This window comes from Streptococcus sp., from assembly GCF_041802885.1.
Lineage (GTDB): Bacteria > Bacillota > Bacilli > Lactobacillales > Streptococcaceae > Streptococcus.
The window spans coordinates 26,275-47,090 of the sequence record NZ_JBHCHN010000006.1; the positions used below are offsets into that span (position 1 = coordinate 26,275).

20 protein-coding genes and 2 pseudogenes are annotated in these 20,816 nt (G+C 45.3%); 17 read left to right on the forward strand and 5 right to left on the reverse strand.

The features are described from left to right. Window positions 1-125: 125 nt before the first annotated feature. The 10 genes from ACEYCN_RS00750 (at window position 126) to polA (ending at window position 11,065) form a co-directional block, all read left to right on the forward strand. A complete protein-coding gene (locus ACEYCN_RS00750; protein WP_373712394.1) occupies window positions 126-986 on the forward strand; it encodes a helix-turn-helix domain-containing protein in 861 nt (286 codons plus the stop codon). Between the two features lie 74 nt (window positions 987-1,060). Further along, complete coding sequence (locus ACEYCN_RS00755; RefSeq protein WP_373712395.1) at window positions 1,061-1,957, forward strand: ROK family protein; 897 nt, start codon at window positions 1,061-1,063, stop codon at window positions 1,955-1,957. 151 nt (window positions 1,958-2,108) lie between these two features. Further along, complete coding sequence (locus tag ACEYCN_RS00760; RefSeq protein ID WP_373712396.1) at window positions 2,109-3,623, forward strand: prolyl oligopeptidase family serine peptidase; 1,515 nt, start codon at window positions 2,109-2,111, stop codon at window positions 3,621-3,623. Between the two features lie 46 nt (window positions 3,624-3,669). Next, complete coding sequence (locus ACEYCN_RS00765; protein ID WP_373712397.1) at window positions 3,670-4,974, forward strand: PTS sugar transporter subunit IIC; 1,305 nt, start codon at window positions 3,670-3,672, stop codon at window positions 4,972-4,974. A 16-nt stretch (window positions 4,975-4,990) separates the two neighbouring features. Next, on the forward strand, window positions 4,991-5,293 hold the full coding sequence (locus ACEYCN_RS00770) for a PTS sugar transporter subunit IIB (RefSeq protein WP_373712398.1): 303 nt from the start codon (window positions 4,991-4,993) through the stop codon (window positions 5,291-5,293). Window positions 5,294-5,301: 8 nt separating this feature from the next. Beyond that, complete coding sequence (locus ACEYCN_RS00775; RefSeq protein ID WP_373712399.1) at window positions 5,302-5,619, forward strand: PTS lactose/cellobiose transporter subunit IIA; 318 nt, start codon at window positions 5,302-5,304, stop codon at window positions 5,617-5,619. A 138-nt stretch (window positions 5,620-5,757) separates the two neighbouring features. Next, window positions 5,758-6,114 (forward strand): DUF2200 domain-containing protein, encoded by a 357-nt coding sequence (locus ACEYCN_RS00780; protein WP_373712400.1) that lies wholly within the window; start codon window positions 5,758-5,760, stop codon window positions 6,112-6,114. Next, window positions 6,111-6,608, forward strand: a complete 498-nt coding sequence (locus ACEYCN_RS00785) for a phosphatase PAP2 family protein (protein WP_373712401.1) — start codon at window positions 6,111-6,113, stop codon at window positions 6,606-6,608. The genes ACEYCN_RS00780 and ACEYCN_RS00785 overlap by 4 nt, the downstream gene beginning before the upstream one ends. Before the next feature lie 148 nt (window positions 6,609-6,756). Next, the gene (locus ACEYCN_RS00790) at window positions 6,757-7,926 is read left to right on the forward strand and encodes an MFS transporter (RefSeq protein WP_373712402.1); all 1,170 of its coding nucleotides are present in this window, start codon (window positions 6,757-6,759) and stop codon (window positions 7,924-7,926) included. A 505-nt stretch (window positions 7,927-8,431) separates the two neighbouring features. After that, on the forward strand, window positions 8,432-11,065 hold the full coding sequence (gene polA, locus ACEYCN_RS00795; RefSeq protein WP_373712403.1) for a DNA polymerase I: 2,634 nt from the start codon (window positions 8,432-8,434) through the stop codon (window positions 11,063-11,065). A gap of 30 nt (window positions 11,066-11,095) precedes the next feature. On the opposite strand, the pseudogene ACEYCN_RS00800 reads toward polA, so the two are convergent. The 4 genes and pseudogenes from ACEYCN_RS00800 to ACEYCN_RS00815 all read right to left on the reverse strand — a co-directional run. Further along, window positions 11,096-11,209: pseudogene (locus ACEYCN_RS00800) on the reverse strand (TetR/AcrR family transcriptional regulator); the annotation flags it as partial. 134 nt (window positions 11,210-11,343) lie between these two features. Beyond that, a pseudogene (locus tag ACEYCN_RS00805) lies at window positions 11,344-11,728 on the reverse strand (TetR/AcrR family transcriptional regulator); the annotation flags it as partial. Window positions 11,729-11,750: 22 nt separating this feature from the next. Continuing rightward, on the reverse strand, window positions 11,751-12,905 hold the full coding sequence (locus ACEYCN_RS00810) for an ABC transporter permease (RefSeq protein ID WP_373712404.1): 1,155 nt from the start codon (window positions 12,903-12,905) through the stop codon (window positions 11,751-11,753). Beyond that, window positions 12,902-13,624, reverse strand: a complete 723-nt coding sequence (locus tag ACEYCN_RS00815; protein ID WP_373712405.1) for an ABC transporter ATP-binding protein — start codon at window positions 13,622-13,624, stop codon at window positions 12,902-12,904. Before ACEYCN_RS00815 ends, ACEYCN_RS00810 begins: the two co-directional genes overlap by 4 nt. 137 nt (window positions 13,625-13,761) lie before the next feature. Between ACEYCN_RS00815 and ACEYCN_RS00820 the strand changes: the two genes are divergently transcribed. Next, window positions 13,762-14,196 (forward strand): CoA-binding protein, encoded by a 435-nt coding sequence (locus ACEYCN_RS00820; RefSeq protein ID WP_373712406.1) that lies wholly within the window; start codon window positions 13,762-13,764, stop codon window positions 14,194-14,196. A gap of 28 nt (window positions 14,197-14,224) precedes the next feature. On the opposite strand, the gene ACEYCN_RS00825 is transcribed toward ACEYCN_RS00820, so the two are convergent. Then, a complete protein-coding gene (locus tag ACEYCN_RS00825; RefSeq protein ID WP_373712407.1) occupies window positions 14,225-15,259 on the reverse strand; it encodes a DUF975 family protein in 1,035 nt (344 codons plus the stop codon). Window positions 15,260-15,401: 142 nt separating this feature from the next. On the opposite strand from ACEYCN_RS00825, the gene tgt reads away from it, so the two are divergent. From tgt to ACEYCN_RS00855, 6 genes are all read left to right on the forward strand, one after another. Further along, entirely contained in the window at window positions 15,402-16,544 is a 1,143-nt protein-coding gene (gene tgt / locus ACEYCN_RS00830) for a tRNA guanosine(34) transglycosylase Tgt (RefSeq protein ID WP_373712408.1), read from the forward strand. A 237-nt stretch (window positions 16,545-16,781) separates the two neighbouring features. Next, a complete protein-coding gene (locus ACEYCN_RS00835) occupies window positions 16,782-17,600 on the forward strand; it encodes an oxidoreductase (RefSeq protein ID WP_373712409.1) in 819 nt (272 codons plus the stop codon). Between the two features lie 26 nt (window positions 17,601-17,626). Then, window positions 17,627-18,601: a helix-turn-helix domain-containing protein gene (locus tag ACEYCN_RS00840; protein WP_373712410.1), complete on the forward strand. Its 975-nt coding sequence runs from the start codon at window positions 17,627-17,629 to the stop codon at window positions 18,599-18,601. Between the two features lie 130 nt (window positions 18,602-18,731). Further along, complete coding sequence (locus tag ACEYCN_RS00845; RefSeq protein WP_373712411.1) at window positions 18,732-19,280, forward strand: GNAT family N-acetyltransferase; 549 nt, start codon at window positions 18,732-18,734, stop codon at window positions 19,278-19,280. A gap of 69 nt (window positions 19,281-19,349) precedes the next feature. Further along, a complete protein-coding gene (locus ACEYCN_RS00850; protein ID WP_373712412.1) occupies window positions 19,350-20,237 on the forward strand; it encodes a diacylglycerol kinase family protein in 888 nt (295 codons plus the stop codon). Window positions 20,238-20,252: 15 nt separating this feature from the next. Next, a complete protein-coding gene (locus ACEYCN_RS00855; protein WP_373712413.1) occupies window positions 20,253-20,789 on the forward strand; it encodes a GNAT family N-acetyltransferase in 537 nt (178 codons plus the stop codon). The last annotated feature ends 27 nt before the right edge of the window (window positions 20,790-20,816 follow it).

The following is a 20,816-nucleotide window of genomic DNA, read 5'->3' on the forward strand; positions in this document are numbered from 1 at the left end:
TATGATACGTTAAATCATGCTTTTCATTTATGTAAAAAAGAACAAAAAATCGCTTTCACGTGCTATAATAGGGTTAATTTATCTTTACGATAAGCTAGCTGAGATTAGAAGAGAGGAGCCTGATAATGCCCAAACATGAGATTGTTGTACCGGATGACCATCTGCCAGCCTGGATTTACCTGCATGATCAGAACCAGTCCGGCTATATCGAGCCTCACTGGCATACTTCGGTCGAAATTAGCTATACCCTATCTGGTAGTATCAATAATTTCTTTATTGCTGGTCAATCCTATAAAACCAGACCAGGGCAGATTTTGGTGATCAATTCTACTGATTTGCACAGCATTCGAACCTTTCACGACCCCGAGCAGGATGAAAGGGCCCTGACCATTATTTTTCCTTATCGCATTATCAAGCGCTACAAATCGGATATCCATGCTTATAAATTCAATATCAATACCCTAAGCGAGGAAAAGTGGGACTGTCATCCAGCCTATCAGGCCTTACAGGAAAAACTGGAAAGTATAGCGGCACTCTACCATACGGATGCCCACCTGCGGAAGACGATTCTGCTCCTTGAAATCTTAGAATTATTGTTGGAATATTTTTTGGAGAAGCGCAAGATTACCTTATCAGACAAGCAGGACAGCCAGCAAAAAGAGCGCATAACAAACATCAAACTGTACATTGAAGAGAACTTTCGAGCAGAATTGGATTTAGAAGATATTGCCAAATTTTGCTATTTATCCAAGGAGCATCTCGCTCGATTTTTCAAGGAACAGATGAACATCACCGTTTTCCAATATCTCAACTATGTCCGAGCCAAACATGCCTATCCGCTACTTTTGGAAGGGCAAAAAACAGCCACTCAAATCGCCTTGGACTGTGGCTTTAGTGGCCTTAGGACCATGGATAGGGCCCTGCTGAAAAACTACGGTCTCACTTCCAGAGAAATTAAGAAAAAGAATATCAATCAGCGCCTGTAAGATGATTCCTTCTTGCAGCTATTCGGATAGGGAATCTGATACAGTGAAACTAGAACATAGAAGGAGGATAAGATATGCCCACTTACCTGACCATTGATGTCGGAGGAACCCATATCAAGTATGCCCTTATGCAGGAAAATGGAGGGCTGACTCAGGCAGGCCATGTGCCGACCCCACCCAAGTCTTTGGACCAGTTTTTTGAAAGTATTTTCTCCATTATTGACCAGTATCAGGAGAAGATTGAAGGTGTAGCCTTTAGTGTGCCTGGTAAGGTAGATAGCCAAACAGGGACCATTTATTTTGGTGGTGCCTTGACCTATTTAGACCAGGTCTGCCTCAAAGAAGTCATCAAGGAAAGATATGGTTTGAGGGCTAGTGTGCAAAATGATGCCAAGGCTGCTGCCCTAGCAGAGCTTTGGTTGGGGAGTCTTCAGGGTGTCCAGGATGCGGCTGTTATCGTCTTGGGGACAGGTGTCGGTGGTGGTATTATCCTAGACGGGAAACTCCGTCTGGGGCCACATTTTCAGGCAGGGGAGTTGAGTCTTTCCATCTTAGATGCTAGCTTGCCAGGCTTTCATAAGATGACAGGTCTTATTGGCTCAGCTGTCCATATGATTTCTCAGGTCAACAAGGCGGTCGGACATGAGGATCTAAAGGATGGGCGCGCAGCCTTTGAAGCCATCCGGGCAGGCCATCAAGGAGCCCTAGACATTTTTCAAGCCTATTGCCGCAAGTTGGTTTATCTGATTGTCAACCTCCAGGCCTTTTATGACTTGACCCACTACACCATTGGGGGCGGCATCAGTGCTCAACCCATCCTTATTGAGGAAATCAAAAGACAGTTTCAACTCTTTTTGGAGGAAGAACCGGCCATCAAGATGAACTTCCCAGACATCACCATCCTTCCAGCCCGGTTTGGAAATGATGCTAATCTTTATGGGGCACTCTATACGCTCTTGGAGGGAAGGTAAAATAGAAGAAGTGGAATCCCTAGCCGATTCCCTTTTTTATCCAAAAATCGGCAGAAAATATCAATTTCCGCCCTTTTTATGAAGAGAAATGGGAGAATTCTTTTCCTGAAAATCAGTATAATGAAGAAAAAACAAAAAAAGGAGATGCAGCATGGCATATATTGGTTTTTTCAAAAAGTACAAGCCCTTTCTTGCTCTGGCAACAGTGGGGGCTGCTTTCTTGCTTCAGGCTTGCTCGACGAAAGGAGGTTCGGAAGTGGAGCAAAACGCTATTCAAAAAATCTCTTTGGGGATTCAAGGTTACGAGTATGGACCCGCTGTCAATAAACTGGTAGTCGAACTTGAAAATCCAGTTTCCACCGTAGAGACCGCAGATGTCAAGGTCCAAACCCTTTCCCAGGATAGGGAAGTCACCGATGCCTACCTCTCAGATGAAAAAGGAAATGAAACGGATGCAAAAAGTAAGTATGTGACCTTGGAACTAGCAACCAGTTACAATAAGGAAACATTTTCAGGTCTGGCCAGTCCTTTCACTTATAACATGGAAGTCTTTATGAACCAGTGGGTCAAAGAATATCCTGTGACTATCTCTGATTTGACGGTCAGCGGCAAAAAATTGTCCAAGGAAGAAGATGCCATTGCCAACCGCATCATTCCAGAAGCTGACCAGTTCACTGTTCGCAAAGAATTTACAGGTACCTATCTCAATACCCTCAAAAAGCAAGAAGAAGAGCTAACCCTCAACTATGCCGCCTTTGAACCAGAAACCCTCCAAGATGGCAAGAAAAATCCTCTCCTCATTTGGCTCCATGGCCAGGGTGAAGGGGGAACGGACATCAATATTACCCTTCTTGGAAATGAAGTGACAGCCCTGACCCGAGACGAGATTCAAAGCCAATTCACAGCTGGCGAAGAAGTGGGGGCCTATGTCTTGGCAGTTCAAACACCGACCTACTGGATGGATGAGGGCGATGGGACCAATGGTGTCGGTGCAGGAGTTTCCCGCTATACCGAAATTCTCATGGATGCCATCAAGGACTATGTAGCCTCCAATCCTGATGTCGACCCAAATCGTATCTATCTTTCAGGCTGCTCAAATGGTGGCTACATGACCCTCAATATGGCCATCCACTACCCAGACTACTTTGCAGCCCTAGTACCAAACGCTCCAGCCTATGCCTACTACAATTATGAAAAAAATGAGGATGGTACCTACAAACGAGTAGAAAATAAGGAGACCGGCCGTCCTGAGGCTGTTAAGTTAGATACTGTTTGGTTTGACCAAGAAAAAGTAAACAAAATCAAGAACATCCCAATGTGGTTCATCCATTCTGCAGATGATACAACTGTCCTGCCAGAAAACTATCCACTTCCCGTTTACAAGGCCTTGCTGGAAGCGGGTGCTACCAATACTTGGTTCTCCTACTATGAGTCTGTCCTAGGAGTAGATGACAAGGGCAGCCAATACATGGGCCACTGGTCTTGGATTTACTACTTTAACAACCAGGTTTCTGGAGTGCAAAATCCAGCGGATATCACTGGACAAGCAGACCTATCAGGCTACAAAGCAAACAATTCCAACTTGGGTGGCAGCCAAAAAGCGACTGTTGATGGCAAAGAATTTGACACCGTCTACGCATGGCTCAATGCCCAAAAGAAAGATTAAAAATCACTTGAAAAAGAGATAATAAACCATCAGAGGAGGTTACGATATGTCGTTTATGGATTCGATGCAGTCAGGTCTTGAACGTTTCATGGGACCCTTTGCACAAAAACTCAGTGAGAGTAAAATCATCGGGGCTTTAACAGCTGGTATGATGTCTTCCATGCCCATTACTCTGGGCGTAGCGGGTTTTGCTATCCTGGGGAATTTACCCATTCCCTTTTGGCAAGATTTTCTAACTAGCACTGGTATGGGACCGCATATGTTGGATATTGTAGCAGGGACGACCAGTTTGCTGGCTGCCTACATTGTACCGACCATTGCCTACCATTATGCTAAAAATGAAAAGGAAAACGGTCTGACAGCGGCCATCTTAGCTCTGGCGGCCTTCATTGTCTTGCAGCCCCAAACCATCACCGTAGGTGATCAGGGTGTAGCTGGTCTGACTCAGACCAATATGGGAAGTAATGGTATCTTTGTCGGAATGATTACAGCCATCGTCATTGCGGCCAGCTATTCCACCCTTATGAAAAAGAATATCAAGCTCAAACTTCCGGCTTCTGTACCGCCAAATGTTTCCGAATCATTGAGCCCCACCTTTGTGGCCATGATTCTCTTCTTTGGCGTCTTTCTGGTCCGTTATGCAGCTGGTCTGACCCCATACGGCAATGTCTTTGACCTAGTCAGCAATGTGGTGGCCAAACCTGTTATGCTCTTTGGAGCCAATCCATGGTCTCTCATTTTCTTCCACGCTTTTATGAATCTTTGCTGGTTCTTCGGTATCCACCCAGCGCCTATTCTCAGTGTCTATATCCCAGTCCTCATGTCAGCTGGAACAGCCAATACAGAAGCCTTTCTGGCTGGAACTCCATCTGCTCAACTGCCATTCCTGACCTTCTCTGTACTCTATAGTTTTTGCTATATCGGAGGTACGGGTTCGACTCTTTCACTGGCCCTGTCAATGTACTCTGCCAAGTCAGAACGCTTCAAGGCCTTAAGAAATGTAGCGGTTATTCCCAATATTTTCAACATCAATGAGCCCATGATCTTTGGTATGCCCATCATGCTCAACCCCATTTTCTTCATCCCAATGATTTTAGCTAGTTTTGTCGGTGGTGTTATGGGAATCTTTGCCCTCGATGTGCTGGGAGTTGGTTCAGCCTTTAACCCAACCATTTCCCTGCCTTGGGTGATGCCTCCATTTATTGGACCGTTTATCACAGGGGGATGGAAATTTGGAATAGCCATTATCGTTGTTATCTTTGTTCAAATCTTCATTTGGTACCCATTCTTCAAGATTGCGGATAACCAAGCCCTGAAAGAAGAACAAGAAAACCTTGCTCAGTCTGAATAGTAGAAAGGAAATAACTATGAGAAAAGTACTTCTAATCTGCGCTGCTGGTATGTCCACCTCCTTGCTCATGAACAAGATGCGTGAATATGCTGCTAGTATTGACTATGATGTGACCGTTGATGCTCAGCCTGTCGGCACTGTTGCTGATACTGGGCAGGATGCCGATGTGATTCTTCTTGGCCCACAAATCCGCTTTAATCTAGCCAAAGTGAAGGGCATGTATCCCGATAAGCCCGTTGAAGCGATGGATATTCAGGCCTACGGCACCATGAACGGTCAAAAAATTATTGACCGCGTCAAGGAAATCTTGGGAGACTAGGAGGGCATATGGAAGGAACAGAATTAGTCGCATTTCAAATCATCGCTTCTGTTGGCTCAGCCCGTTCTTGCTACATTGAGGCCATTCAGGAGGCAAAAAAAGGAAATTTTGCAGGAGCAGAAGAGCTGATGGCCCAAGGAGATCAGGATTTTGCAGCAGGCCACCATGCCCATGCAGACCTCATTACCAAGGAAGCCAATCAAGAAACCATTGATCTGAAACTTCTTCTCATGCATGCAGAAGACCAGCTTATGAGTGCCGAAGGCTTCAAATATATCGCCCAAGAATTTATTGACGTCTACCACCGATTTGAAGCTGAACAATAAAAAGTCCACCTCGCAGTTGAACTGTGGGGTGGTTTTGGCTTAGAGAAACTAAAATCACATGATTCTGCTAGAGCCTTCCCCCTTTTTTTGGTACAATAGAAAATGAGATTTTGAAATGAAGAAGGAGAAGAGGATACAATGAGCCATCGCATTTACAATATGAGCTTTGCGGGTGTTTTTCAGGCCCTGATTGACAAGGCGGAACGTAAGGGCAAGACCAGGCAGGATGTTCTGGACTTGACCAGCTGGTTGACAGGTTATGACTTGGAATCCATCGAGCAGCGACTTCAGTCCGATTTGACCTATGGGGATTTTTTCCGTCAGGCGCCTAACTACACTCCCTACCGCACCAACATTACTGGAAAAATCTGTGGGGTTCAGATTGAGACAATCGAAGACCCGCTTATGCAGGAAATCCGCCGTTTGGACCGCTTGGTTGATTGGTTGGCCAAGGGCAAATCAGTAGCAGATATTATCGGGAAATACCAGGTATGAGGGATTACGCAGCTCTTTACCAAAGGCTGACCGCCTCCCTTCGTCGGTCTCCCAATGCCCTCTTCTTATTGCAGCTTTTTAATGGCAGTATCACCAGGCTCATGTACCTGCTCTATCCTCTCTTGCTGGCCTACATTTTCTGGTATCAAGAGGAGCGGATTCTCCCTTATATCCTCGTTCCTGGCCTGGCCTTTCTAGTGGTCACCCTCATCCGCAAGACCCTCAATCAGGCAAGGCCCTATGAGACTTGGGAGCTAGAGCCCCTGTTGAAAAAGGAAACCCTTGGTCAGTCTATGCCCAGCCGGCATGTCTTTTCAGCCACCATGATTTCCATGTGCTTTCTCTCCTTCAACATTTGCCTAGGAGCTGTTTTACTCATCCTGTCCGCCATCCTCGCAGTCTGCCGAGTTTTGGGAGGGGTGCATTATCCCAAGGATGTCCTGGTCGGGATGGCATTTGGCATTCTGGCAGGATGTCTCCTCTTTCTCTTTTGACCAAGAAGTAGCCACAGGGCTCCTTCTTTTCTTTTGCCTTTTTTGGATATTTATCTCCAAATCTACTTGCTATTGGTGGAAGAAAGCCTTATACTAGATATTGAAATACGAGATATGTAAACGTTAACAAAAAATAGAAGGAAATATGATGAAAAAGAGCCAGCTAACCAATCTTACCCTATCTATCTTCATCCTCATGGCCTTTGTTTTGGCCATGTCTGCCATGCTTTTTAATGGTATTTTGGATAAGGTGGCCAAAGAATTACAGATTTCCATATCAGAAACGGGCCTACTCAGCTCGGCCTACGCCTATGGGGCGGCCATTGGTGTGCCCATCATTCTAATTCTTTTTCGTAAAATGGAGCGGACTAAGGCCCTCGAAATCATGCTTTTCACAACGATTTTGGCCACCACTTGGATGATTCTGGCTCCTGATTTCATCCAGTTGCTTCTGGCCCGTTTTCTTTCAGGCATTGCGGCCAATAGCTATGGGGTCTTGGCCACGGCAACGGTAGCTGATTTTTCTCCCAAGGAAAAACTGGGCAGCACCTTGGCTCGGTTGATTATGGGGTCGGCCCTGGCCATGGTGATCGGCATTCCATTGACTCGCTTCCTATCTGAAATCTTTAGCTGGCGGATTGATTTTGCCTTTCTGATCTTCTTGATGGTCCTTTCTTTGGTCTATTTTATCCGTTATTTGCCCAAGGCCCAGCCATCAGAAGAAGAGGTGGATTTCCGCTCGGAGTTGCGTTTCTTAAAGGTCAAAGATGTTCAATTTGTTCTCTTGTCCATGTTTCTCTTTTTCTTTGGATATGGCGGCTTCTATACCTTCCAGACGGCCTATCTCATCGAACTGACCCCCAGTCTGGTCCAACTGATGAGTATCCTTTTGGTTATCTTTGGCATTGCCAGTTTTACAGGCAACCATATCGGCGGTGTGTTTGCGGATCGAATCGGCTATAAAAAATCTCTCCTGCTTGGCAGCAGCTTCTTAGTGGCTCTTTCCTTTCTGATTTTTATCCTGCCCAAAGAGCCTATTCTCTTGGTCTTGCTGATTGTTCTCTGGCAAACGGCTGCCTGGTTTACAGGGATTCAGATGATTACTGGCATCAGTGTCGCAACCGACAACAAATCCAGCCTCATGCTCAGCCTCAATGGCTCCGCCAACCAGCTGGGCCAGGCTGTGGGTTCCAGTTTGGCAGCCCTTGTCATTCCAAGTCTGGGGATTTCAACGATTGTCTTTATTCCACTGGCAGGCTCCCTCATTATTCATCTCTTTTATATCCTCAACCGAAAGCAGATTCAGCTTTCAAAATAAGAGAGTTTGGAACAAAAGTAGTTCCAAACTCTATTTTTTCGTTTTAGATACTTATAGCGCAGTGGTTGAGTGGACTCTAATGCGCTGATAAATCAGCTTTTACAGCCCTATACGATTGAAGCGAACGGTGTTCGCTCCATTTCCAACCTCCAAAGGTTTCCCAAACCTTTGGAGCTATGCGGAGGTGGGAGTTCAAAAGGTCTGGGAGACCTTTTGAAGTGGGAGATATAGGCTGACGGTAGTCAGCTCACATCATTCAAGGTCTGGGGATAGACCGTTTTAGCTCAACAACTGGAAATAAAGACTTGTTGACGAAATCGAATTTCTTCGAAATTACCGATTTCTGTCCTACTCTCCTAAACACGACTAGCTTTTCGTCCCATTCTGACAGGACAGGCTATTCGTGTTTTTTCTTTGGTTTTGTATCCAAGAAAGGAGAAAATAGCCCTTCTAATTCCAACCTTTCAAAACCTTTAAATCAGCCCAATCATGCTATAATAGAGGCATGAAAAATAAATTATTACTGATTGATGGCTCTTCAGTAGCCTTTCGGGCCTTCTTTGCCCTTTATAACCAAATTGACCGCTTCAAGAGTCCAACGGGGCTTCATACCAATGCCATCTATGGTTTCCACCTCATGCTGGACCACATGATGAAACGGATTGAGCCGACCCATGTCTTGGTTGCTTTTGATGCGGGCAAAACCACTTTTCGGACGGAGCTGTTTGCCGACTACAAGGCAGGCCGGGCCAAGACGCCAGATGAGTTTCGGGAGCAGTTTCCCTTTATCCGCCAGATGCTCGATGCCATGGGAATCAAGCACTATGAACTGGACCAGTACGAGGCGGATGACATTATCGGCACCCTGGACAAGATGGCTGAGCGGACGGAAGTGCCTTTCGATGTGACCATCGTCAGCGGTGATAAGGACTTGATTCAGCTGACCGATGACAATACGGTCATTGAAATTTCCAAAAAAGGAGTGGCCGAGTTTGAGGAATTTACCCCAGCCTCTCTGATGGAAAAAATGGGCATTACACCCACTCAGTTCATCGACCTCAAGGCCCTGATGGGAGACAAGTCTGATAACATCCCTGGCGTTACCAAAATCGGGGAGAAGACCGGGCTCAAGCTCTTGACTGAATTCGGCAGTCTGGAGGGCATCTATGAGAATATCGACAATATGAAGGCCTCCAAGATGAAGGAAAACCTCCTCAATGACAAGGACCAGGCCTTTCTGTCCAGGACCCTGGCTACCATCGATACTCAGGCGCCCATCGCCATCGGTCTGGATGACATCCAGTACCAGGGGCCAGATACAGAGGTTCTGGGCCGCTTCTACGATGACATGGGCTTCAAGCAACTGAGGGCTCAACTAGGTCAAGAGGGAAATGCTGAGGAGCAGGAAGTGATCTTTAGCCCAGTCAGCCAAGTGACCGCTGATATGTTGGAGCCAAACGACGCCTTCTATTTTGAAATACTGGGTGAAAACTACCACAGGGAAGCCATCGTTGGTCTGGCCTGGGGCCGACCTGGACAGATTTATGTGGCCAATCCAGCAGTCTTAGACCAGACTGTTTTGCGAGAATTTTTAGAAAATCAGCCCATCAGAACCTATGATTTCAAACGGGGCAAGGTCCTCCTGTCCCATCTGGGCATCGACTTGCCACAGGCTAGCTTTGATAGCCGTTTGGCCAAATACCTCCTGTCTACTGTCGAAGACAATGACCTCACCACCATCGCCCACCTCTATGGTCAAAGCAGTCTCTCACCAGACGAGGTGGTTTATGGCAAGGGAGCCAAGCGGGCTCTGCCAGAAGAAGAGGTTCTCTTTAGCCACCTTGCCCGCAAGCTTCAGGTTATCTTGGAAACCCAGGAGCCTATGCTGGAGCGCCTAGCGGAGAACCAGCAGTTGGACCTCCTCTTTGAGATGGAGCTGCCCCTGGCCAATGTTTTGGCAAAAATGGAAATCGCAGGCATCAAGGTTGAGGCCGAAACTCTTCAGGCCATGCAGGCTGAAAATGAAGTCCTGATTGAAGAGCTGACCCAGAAAATCTATGAACTGGCTGGGGAAGAGTTCAATATCAATTCACCCAAGCAGCTGGGCGTCCTCCTCTTTGAAAAGATGGGCCTGCCTTTGGAGCTGACCAAGAAGACCAAGACCGGCTACTCCACAGCAGTGGATGTCCTAGAGCGCCTGGCCCCAATCGCCCCAGTCGTCTCTAAAATTCTGGAATACCGTCAAATCACCAAGCTCCAGTCCACCTACGTTATCGGACTGCAGGAGGCCATCATGGAGGATGGCAAGATTCATACCCGCTATGTGCAGGATTTGACCCAGACCGGCCGCCTTTCTTCGACAGACCCCAATCTGCAAAATATCCCTGTCCGCTTAGAACAGGGCCGCCTCATTCGCAAGGCCTTTGTGCCTTCCTTGGAGGACAGTGTCCTTTTGGCCTCGGATTATTCTCAGATTGAGCTGCGAGTTCTGGCCCACATTTCCCAAGACCAGCATCTGATTGAAGCCTTTCAGCGCGGTGAAGACATCCACACAGCAACGGCTATGCGGGTCTTTGACATCAAGGATGCCAAAGATGTGACCCCAAATGACCGTCGCAATGCCAAGGCCGTCAACTTTGGAGTGGTCTATGGAATTTCGGACTTTGGCCTGGCCAATAATTTGGGCATTACCCGCAAGGCCGCCAAGTTTTATATTGATACCTACTTTGAGCGCTTCCCAGGTATCAAGGCCTACATGGAATCCATCGTCCGTGAGGCGCGTGACAAGGGCTATGTAGAGACCATCTACCATCGCCGCAGAGGTCTGCCAGATATCAATTCCCGCAATTTCAATGTCCGCAATTTTGCAGAGCGCACGGCTATCAACTCACCAATCCAAGGTTCATCTGCCGATATTCTCAAGGTAGCCATGATCAATCTGGACAAGGCCTTGACTGCTGGCAACTATCAGGCCCGCATGCTCTTGCAGGTCCACGATGAAATCGTCCTTGAAGTCCCAAGGTATGAACTGGAGGCCGTCCAGCAGCTGGTCAAGGAAACCATGGAATCCGCCATCCAGCTCTCCGTGCCCCTCATCGCTGATGAAAATACCGGTCAGACCTGGTATGAAGCCAAGTAAAAAGGAATTAGCAATTGCTAATTCCTCTTCTTATGCCTTTAGTAAGGTCAATATTTCTTGTTCAATACGTGCCAAATCTTCTGTCTCTGATGAACTAGGAATCTGGAGAATGAAGCGCTGTACGAAATAAGCAAAGAAAATTCCAGCACTTGAACGCAGTGCTTTTATGGTTTTATCAGAAAAGTGGAGGTCAGGTTCTCGGTCGAAGAGTTGCTTGATCTGCTCGAGATAATCCTCAATCGCTACTTCCTCGAATGTGGCCAAGATTTCTTGTCGAAATTCTGAGTTAACCAATACTTCCTGTATCAAAATTTTGATAAAATCAACATTTTGAGCAAAGAAATGGAATCGGTTTTCCACTGTAAAATGAACGGCCTCTTCCAAATTGGTATAGGTCTCTAACTTTTGGAAAAATTCTTTCTTTAACTCAGGAATCATGGGTTTCATGATTTCTGATAGGAGGTCACTTTTGGTTTTAAAATACTTGAAAATAGTGGCTTGGCTGACCCCGGCCTTTTCTGCGATTTGAGCGGTAGAGGTGCCACTATAGCCTTGTTTTGAAAAGAGCTGGGTTGCTGCGAGCAAGGTCTTCTTTTTCCCGGCCGGCATCTCATGGACCTGTAACCAGTCCTGATAACTGTATAAAATCGTCTTGTTTTCCATCATTTTCTCCTTGTCACTATTATTATACCTTACGGTAGCGTTTTAGGCCAATGAGATTCAAAATGGTTAGGACTAGCAAGAAAATGAGTAGGATAGAGATGTCAAAGCCTAGTTGCAGGATACTGGTACCGTTCAGGATAATCTTAGACAGGGCATGACCTGCATAATAGAGGGGAAGCAATTTTCCCAGCGATTGGACCCAATCTGCCATGGCATCGAGAGGAATAATACCTGAGAAGAAAATTTGCGGCGTAACCACGAGGGGGATAAATTGCATCATCTGGAACTCAGACTTGGCAAGAGTGGATAACAGCAGACCAAAAGACAAGGCGACGAGTGCAAAGATGATGTTCACGATGATGACATCACCGATATTTCCGAGCACCTCTAAATTTAAAAGCCAGATAGTAGACAAGACGATGACAATGGTTTGCAGTGTAGCGACCAGACTATAGGCCATCATGTAGCCAAAGACAATATCAGAGCGTTTGACAGGTGTGGCCAGAAGTCGGTCAAGGGTTCCTGTTGTTCGCTCCTTGAGCAGGGCCATCCCTGAAATCAAGAAAACGAAAAAGAAGACGAAGAAGCCCATCAAAACGGGTGTCATTTTTGTGAAGAAAGTTGTATTTTTATCGCCATAAATGTAGTTTTCAGTGAGTTTTATTTTTGACTGACTGTTATCCTCTCGGCTTCTGGTATCTTCAGTTACTTGGGCTATTTGTCCTCCATTTGGTTGAACTTGTGCTTGGACATTGGCCTGCTGTGCCTTTTTGAGGCTGTCAATCAATTCTTGAACCTGAACCTGCTTGAGCGTACTGTTGATGACCTGACGCGTCATATTTGTCTTACTGGGATCCGTATTGGCATAGGTCACCTGGTAATGGTTTTCATCTTTGAAGCTGAGGATGGCATCAACCTTTTCTTCCTCCAAAGCATCCTGGGCGGAACCTGAACTTTGATAGTCCTTTGCTGTGATATGTTTTACATCATCTAGGGACTTGGTGATACTTTCTGAAACATCCACGACAGCGATGGTTGCATGAGTTTCCGTACTGGCTGAAAAAGCTGCATTCATCAGCCACATGATAAATATGGGTACAGCAAAGAGTAACATCAGTGTCCGTTTATCACGCAGCAATTCGATAAATACTTTTTGTGCAATAGCTAAAATTCTCATTCTAATTCTCCCTCAGCTTTTAAGAAGACCTCTTCGATGGTTTTGACACCATAGTTTGTCTTTAGCGCAGCTGGACTGTCAAATGCCATGATTTTTCCATCCAACAAGAGCCCAACCTTATCTGTCAATTCCGCCTCATCCATGACATGGGTTGTAATCAAGATACCAACCCCAGTCTTCTTGAGTTGATGAAGTTCTTTCCAAACCTGACGCCGCAGAGCTGGGTCGATTCCGACCGTCGGTTCATCCAATATGAGAAGCTGAGGATTACCGAGCAGAGCGATAGCTAAGGAAAGTCGGCGTTTCATGCCTCCAGAATAACCAGCGACAGTTTTTTGGAGATGCTCAGTCAATTCGACAACCTGAGCGGTATGGGCAATGGCTGTGGGAATATCTTTTTTTGACAGTCCCTTCATCCGAGCAAAAAAGTTTAAATTTTCAAAACCAGTGAGGCTTTCATAAAGAGCATCAGACTGGGCCATATAACCAATCTGACCCAAGACAAAACGATTGGGCATGTGGTGGTTAAGAATGAGAGCTTTGCCTTCATCTGCTTTTTCCATTCCCAGCATAGTTTTGATCATCGTTGATTTTCCTGCTCCAGATGGACCAATGAGTCCCACAATCTGACCAGCTTCTAACCCAAAATCAATTTTATTGAGAACAAGCTGTTGTCCGAAATACTTACTGATAAGCTGCAAATCTACTAATTTTTCCATAGTGACCTCTTTCTAAAGAGGTGAGTGTTTGCTCACCTATGAAGAGTATTATAGTGAGTGTTCACTCACCTGTCAAGTGTTTACCCTGAAAAAACAAAATATGGTATACTGAGAGAAACCAACATCAGGAGGTAGCTATGAACTATTCTTTTCAAAATCCTAGTCAAGCCGTGGTCTTTGACTACCTGAAAAAAGCCAAGACCATCGCGGTAGTCGGCCTGTCCAATCGGGAAGAAACGGCAGCCTATCGGGTTTCCAAACTCATGCAGGAAGCAGGCTATACCATCATACCTGTCAATCCCAAACTGGCTGGTCAAACCATCCTGGGTGAGTTGACCTATGCCTCACTTCAGGAAATTCCAGTCCATGTAGACATCGTGGATGTCTTCAGGCGTAGCGAATTTCTAGCGGATGTGGCCAGAGATTTCATCGAGACGGATGCAGATGTTTTTTGGGCTCAGCTGGGTCTCGAGAGCCAAGAAGCAGAAGAAGTGCTCCGACAGGCTGGCCGTCACCAGATTGTCATGAACAAGTGCATTAAGATTGAATACCTGAATATGATGGAAGCATAAGAAAAAGGACCGGTGGGTCCTTTTTACATTATTCTTGATGGTCAATCGGGCTATCGATTGCCGAATCCATTTTGTTTTCAACTGCTTGCTCAGCTGTATCTGGTTGATTCTCCACTGGCTGGCCAGCAACAGGAGCAGCAGAGCTTACCTCCACCTCTTCAGCTACAGTTTGGCGGGCAACAGATTCTTCTGAGTGAGTTTGTGCCTGTGTGGCGTGCTGGAACTGACCAAAGAAGGCTGCTTGACGCGCCTGAGCATCTACTTTAAGGGTTTCATAGAAATGAGCTTGCGCAGCATAGTAGTAAGGCCACACATAGATACCAGCTAGGCCAAAGGTAATCCCTGTCAGGATAAACCAGCCGAGAAAGCTCAAATCAAGGACAAAGCGTTTTCCTTTGTAGCCCTTCATCATTTGACGGCTAGCCTTGATAACAGCATTTGCACCGAAATATTCATTTTTTTCCAACTGGTCAAAGAGGATATACTCTACTTGGGAATAGGCCAAGTATTGTGGAACAAACAAAACCAATCCTCCGATGAGAGCAAAGAGTCCAAAAATAACCAAAAAACCAATGACAGCTAAAGACTCGTCAGGAATGCTATCAACAGAACCAGCCGATAGAGCGAAGAAAAATGATAGAACCATTGCAAAAATGAACATTCCTAATCCAACGTAAAAAATCAAACCCCAAAGGAAGAGGTAAAACTGTTTGAGCAGGAAAGTGACAAAAATTTTTCCAAGATGCGGTGAATTAAAAATAGCAAATACATCCTTGAGCTCAGTTGTTTTCTTGATACCTCGGACTACCAAAAGGAGAGTCCAAGCTAATGAAATAGAAATAAAGGACATTAAGAGACCATAAAGCAAAGGAAAAGCAAAGGAGCTAAATAGCGGAGCAAGTGGAGCAGCTGGATCATAGTAGGACAAGGTATCGTTTCTAAAATATTGAAACACAGTCCAAATAAAGGTCATGGCCACTGGGATGATAGGCAAAAGAAAGATACCTGGTGTTGAGTTGATGGTTTGACGTGCCTGGGCACGAATTTGACTAATCGAAAACATGATAATAACCTCCTTCCAAAGATTTTATCATAAAAGGCTAGAAATGAAAACCTTTGGATGACAGTTGTTCGCTTTTTTGGTACACTAGTAAGGCTGAAAAATACTCAGGACTGTCTTTCCTGAAGTAAAGGAGAAAAAAACTGTGACGGATTATCCAATCAAATACCGTTTAATCAAAAAAGAGAAGCACACCGGTGCCCGTCTGGGTGAAATTATCACCCCGCATGGCACCTTTCCAACCCCCATGTTTATGCCAGTAGGGACCCAGGCAACGGTCAAAACCATGTCCCCAGAAGAGCTCAAAGAAATGGGCTCAGGCATCATCCTGTCCAACACCTACCACCTCTGGTTGCGGCCAGGGGATGAACTGATTGCAAGGGCCGGGGGACTTCACAAGTTCATGAACTGGGACCAGCCTATCTTGACCGATTCAGGCGGTTTCCAGGTTTATTCTTTGGCGGATAGCCGCAACATCACAGAAGAAGGGGTCACCTTCAAAAATCATCTCAATGGCTCCAAAATGTTCCTTTCGCCAGAAAAGGCCATCTCCATTCAGAACAACCTAGGCTCGGACATCATGATGTCCTTTGACGAGTGTCCCCAGTTTTATCAGCCCTATGATTACGTCAAAAAATCAATCGAGCGGACCAGCCGCTGGGCGGAAAGGGGTCTCAAGGCCCACCGTCGCCCTCACGATCAAGGACTTTTTGGTATCGTGCAGGGAGCTGGTTTTGAAGACCTGCGCCGCCAATCGGCTGCAGACTTGGTTGGCATGGATTTTCCAGGTTATTCCATCGGCGGTCTGGCTGTTGGTGAGACCCATGATGAAATGAATGCGGTCCTGGACTTCACAACCCCACTTTTGCCAGAAAACAAACCTCGTTACCTGATGGGAGTAGGGGCGCCTGATAGTCTCATTGATGGGGTTATCCGAGGCATTGATATGTTTGACTGTGTTCTGCCGACCAGGATTGCCCGTAACGGTACCTGCATGACCTCTGAAGGTCGGCTGGTGGTCAAGAATGCCAAGTATGAAGAAGATTTCACCCCGCTGGACCACAACTGTGACTGCTATACCTGTAAGAACTACACCAGGGCCTACCTCCGCCATCTGCTCAAGGCAGATGAGACCTTTGGCCTGCGCCTGACCAGTTACCACAACCTTTATTTCCTCATCAACCTCATGAAGCAGGTCCGTCAAGCCATTCTGGATGACAACCTCCTGGAATTCCGCCAGGACTTTATGGACCGCTACGGTTATGGAAAAAATGGACGAAATTTTTAAGCCGTCACGGTTTTGTTTTTTGAAATGTTACAAGTAAAAGAGAAACAAGTGATTTCTCTTTTTTTTTAGTTCAATCTGTTCAGTTCATCAGTGAAATCTGTAAAAATTATTCAAATCCTACATCCTTGGTGATACAAGACTTTTATTTTTGGTCTCAATTGTCATCGCTGTGTCGTAAAATGTCCTATGCAAAAATATATCGCTTGATTTACAATTGAAACAAAAAAGAGGTAAAAAATGTCAAAAATCATATTACTAACAGGAGCTTCATCAGGAATTGGGTTTCAAATAGCAAAAGATTTGGCTAAGGAAGGACATAAGGTTTATGGTGCAGCCAGACACTTGGAGAAAATGGAAATTTTGAAACGTTTCGGAGTCCGGCCGATTTATTTAGATCTCACGAATGAGCAAACCATTAAACAAGCTGTTTCAGTAATTATCGAAAATGAAGGAAGAATAGATTTATTATTGAATAATGCAGGCTATGCAACCTTCGGTCCTTTTGAGGACGTTCCGCTTGAGAGTGTCAGAGAGCAATTTGAAGTAAATCTTTTTGGATTAGCGCGTCTAACTCAAGAGGTTCTTCCTTATATGAGAGCACAGAAATCAGGTCGTATTATCAACATTTCCTCAGTTGGTGGTCGGATTACGACTTTAATGGGAACTTGGTACCATGCATCAAAATATGCACTAGAGGCTATGTCTGATGGACTTCGTATGGAATCAAAGTTATTTGGAATTGAAATAGTCTTGATTGAACCAGGTAACATCAAGACCCCTTGGAGTGAGATTGCAACTAATCATTTACTGGCGTTTTCAGTTGGTAGTGCTTATGAAGGAATGGCAGAAAAAGTAGCTCAATCCATACAAAGTATGTATGCAGGCCCATTTGTTTCTGAACCTGACTTTGTAGCAAAAAAGATAGTCAAAATTATCAATACTAGACGGGTTAAACCTCGTTACCTTATTGGTCGAGGTACTAAGATTTTGGTTTTTCTACATACAATTCTGCCCACAAAGATATTTGACTGGTTGATGATAAAAAGTTTGACATAAGGCTAGTATTTATAGACAATGAGTGTATGAAGCAAATAATCACCAAACAATTTCAAGCTTTCTTAGAAGAACTTGGAATTGATATCAGTTTTATTTTACAAAAGGCACATCTCTCCAACCAATTGTGGCAAGAAGAGATTGTTTATAGCCCCCAAGATTACCATCGTTTTATTGCAACGATGGATAAGTTAATCACTGATGAAGCCATACTAGCATTGAGCAGGGTTGATAATATAAAGATGTTTGTACCAGCCTTTTTTGTTGCCTTGTCAAGTCCAGATGGTTTGACAGCCATCCAGCGATTATCGAAATATAAAAGCTTGATCGGTCCTGTGAACGTTCAGGTTGATGTGGAAGAGGAGCAAGTAAATATCTGCTATTCCTATATTTCGTCACAGTTGCCATTACCTCGAATGTTATTATTGCAAGAGCAGTTGCTCCTATTGAACATTATCCGGACAGGTACAGGAAAATTTGTCCTTCCTCGCGAAATAAGTTCACCTTATGAGTATGGGGCTATTCTAGAAAAAGAAATTGGCTTTCTGCCACAAAAATCAGATTATAATCGACTAGTCTTATCTAAAGCAGAACTTAAGTGCCCTTTTATCACAGAAAATAATATCATGTGGTATCATCTAAAGCCAAGTCTAAATCAGCAGTTGTCGCAACTTGACACTGATGGTAGTTTCACTCAGGATGTTCAAACCGAGTTGCTGTTTGCCATTCCCAGAGGTCAATTTTCACTTGCAACAGTAGCTGATAGACTTGGCCTTCATCCTCGTACTCTTCAACGCAAATTAGCAAAGGAGAACACTAGTTTTCAAGAGGAAGTATTGCATTTACAGAAGCTAATGGTTTTTTCCTATCTTGACTTATCCATGTCAGTTGACGACATTGCTTATTTGGTAGGCTATTCAGAAAAATCTAGTTTTCGACGTGCTTTTAAAAAGTGGACTGGTAAAACCATAAAGCAGTATAAGGAAGCCCAGTCAAAACCTTGAAATAAACTGTAGCTGATGTTAAGATTTCTTGTCTTCTTGTGTAGTCCCCTTTGTCATTATCGACAAGCTGAAAAAATGGACGAAATTTTTAAGAGATCGAGGATTTTCCTCGGTTTTTTTGCTATACTGAATGAAAAATGGAGGTGTTATCATACTGAACTTTCGAAAGATTACCTCGGCAGATGAGGAAGCATACAGGGAATTCGAGGCGGCCATGTTAGAAGATAAAAAGGTCAATCCCCATGTTGAGTTGGAATATGTGGAGGATTTTGAAGAGATAGTTGCCAGAAATACCCAGTCCGAAATACAGCAGGAGGGACAAACTTGGTCAACATTCACCAAGTATTACGCCTTTCTAAATGAGAAAATAGTTGGTTTTGTCATCTGTTTTTGGGAGATGGACCATCCAGACTGTCAGATCTTGGGCCATGTGGGCTACATGGTGGCGCCAGCCTTTCGTCGTCAGGGCCTGGCAACAGCTTTCGTGAACTTTGCCCAAGACCGCTACCGTGAAAAAGGAATCCCCTCCATCTTATTAGCGACCGACCAGGACAATTTGGCCAGTCGGGGACTGATTGAAAAAATGGGCGGTCAGTTGATGGCTCTTGAAGAAATTGATTATCAGGGTCAAAAGAGGCAGTCAGCCCGCTACCGATTGGATACAGGAGAAAACTTGTGAAACAAGATAGACAAGGAATCGCTTCCAAATATGATATAATAAATTTAGAATGAAAAAGGAGGCAGTCAGATGGCTAAGGTATTATTAGTTGTAAATCCCAGTTCCGGTGGGGAAAAAGCCCCGGAATTTCAAGAAATGGCCAAGGAGAAGTTGGGCCAGCACTTTGAGGAAGTAGTTGTCAAGCATACTGAAAAAGCTGGCGACGCCAGCGCCTTTGCCAAGGAAGCTGCCAGAAATCAGTTTGAGGCAGTCTTTGTGATGGGAGGAGATGGCACAGTCAATGAGGGCGTCAGCGGCCTAGCGGAAGAGGACTTCCGCCCTAAATTTGGCTTTTTCCCACTGGGAACGGTCAATGATATGGCCAGAGCCCTTAACATCCCCTTGGATCCAGTAGAAGCGATTGAAAGGCTAGACCTCACTAGGACCAAGCCCATGGATATTGGGAAAATCAATGATGATTATTTTATGAACGTTGTGGCCATCGGGACCATCCCCCAGGCTGTCAATGATACCACTGTCGAAGACAAAACCAAGCTGGGCAAGTTGGCCTATGCTATCTCAGCTCTGAAAAACTTAGCAGCAAATCAGTCCTATACCTTCAAGGTAGAGCTGGATGGGGTGGAAAAAACCATTGAAAGCTCCCTGCTCGTGATTGGCTCGACCAATTCCATTGGCGGCTTTGAGCAACTCTTGCCAGAAGCGGAAGTCTGTGATGGCTTGATGCATTTTATCTACCTCAAGGACAGCAATCTCTTGGAAAGTTTGCAGACTCTTCCAAGCCTCTTGACAGGTGTGGATGAGTCCAATGACCGTGTCGGCTACCATCAAATCAAAGAAATCAAGATTTCCGTTGTAGATTCTGGAGATACTCTGCGGGTCAATGTGGATGGTGATGAAGGCGACAAGCTTCCAGTTCACATCAAGGTTCTCCCATCTCACCTGCAGGTTTATGCCTAAAGAAAGGATTGCTGAATGGACATTCGGACCTTGGAGTTGACAGATCAGGCCGCCTTTGAGCGCTTTCAAAATCTGCTCTTGGCCGAAAAAGCGGCGGGCAATACGTTTATTGAGACCAAAAAAGTAGAAGATTTTCCAGCCTTTATCGAAAAATCCAGCCGCTTGGAAAGAGAGACAGACGATCCCAATTGGTCCACCGTTACCAGTTATTATGCTTTCATAGATGGAGAAATTGCTGGGAAAATCAGCTGCCGTTGGGAGTTGGAAAAGGGGGAGTTGGCCCGTGCTGGCGGCCATATTGGCTATGTGACTAGCCCAGCCTTTCGTCGGCAGGGAATCATGACAGACCTGCTCCAATTTGCTCTTGAAAGATACCGGGAGCGAGGTATCCTGTCTGTCCTGATCACTGCAAATGTGAACAACCTCCCCAGCCGCAAAACTATTGAAAAAGCCGGTGGCCGCCTGGAAAATATCATTCGACTGGAAGATGACTTTCCAGATGCCCACATGGCAGGACAAGACTTGGCTCGCTATTGGCTGGATCTCACATAAACTTTACACCTTAGGGCGACCTCAGTC